The 1,010-nt window shown below is 42.1% G+C and carries 2 protein-coding genes; both read right to left on the reverse strand.

Annotated features, from left to right (window positions below; all coding sequences use genetic code 11):
- On the reverse strand, positions 1-497 hold a 497-nt coding region (locus DUT69_RS19095), incomplete at its 3' end, for a shikimate dehydrogenase family protein (RefSeq protein WP_113654864.1).
- Between the two features lie 98 nt (positions 498-595).
- Positions 596-1,010: phosphosulfolactate synthase (locus tag DUT69_RS19100; protein WP_205314310.1), on the reverse strand; the 415-nt coding region annotated here is incomplete at its 5' end.

The raw sequence follows: 1,010 nt of genomic DNA on the forward strand, positions 1-1,010 counted from the left end.
TTGGTTACGCTAGAGTACAGCACAGCATTAGGCTGGGCATTTCTTACTACCGAGATAAAAGGAATACCAAGCTGATTAAAGACATATTTAACCGCTTGAGCCGCTCCACCATCACCAAATATCAATGCTTTTTGATGATGCGGCTTTAGCAATGGCTTCAGGGATTCTTCAAAACCGTAAACATCTGTATTGTAGCCCCTCAACTTTGGCTGTTCGCCTGTTTGGTCAATAGCAATGCAGTTAACCGCACCAATCTTCTCGGCCGCGTCGTCTAATTCAGTGAGGTAAGGCATTACGCTAACCTTGTGCGGAATGGTCACATTTAAACCACACAGCCTTGGATCTGCCTCAATTAGGTCAAGTATTTCCTTAGCTTGCGGAATGGGATGAAGTTCATACTTACAATCAGTAATCCCTTCGGTCGCAAATTTATCAGCAAAAAACTGCTTTGAAAATGATGCAGAAAGTGGAAATCCTATTAAACCAAAAGTTCTCATAAAATCAGTATCGCCCTTGTTGCCATTTCAATCGCCGCTAGCATTTTAGCTCACCAAACCAATTGGCCAACGAAGAAATGTTCAATAAAAATGTTGTGTTATTTGTTTAAGAAATAATCGAAAGTATCGCCACGTAAACCAAGGCGTATGGTTTCCAACGGAATTACCTCAGCCGGAGCAATATTGCCCAAGTTAACATTTGTGCCTATTAATTTAATGAACCACACTTGTTGCTCTTTTTGAGGTGCTTCCCAAATGATGCGCTCATCGGGTATTTGAGTTAAAATTTCGTCAACCAAACCTTCCCTAACCTCTCCTGTGCCACGGTATATCCCAACGTTTCCACCTTCTCTAGCCTCGGCTATTACTTTCCAAGAACCCGCCTCAATCTCTGCTTTCATTAGCTGAATCCACTTGTAGGGAGCGAAAATCTTGGTGGCATCTTTGGAGCCTACTTCCGAAATTACAGTAACCTGTTTAGCCAATTTTTCAATGTAAGCGCATTTTTCCTCA

It is taken from the genome of Pedobacter namyangjuensis (assembly GCF_003313325.1).
Classification (GTDB): Bacteria; Bacteroidota; Bacteroidia; order Sphingobacteriales; family Sphingobacteriaceae; genus Pedobacter; species Pedobacter namyangjuensis.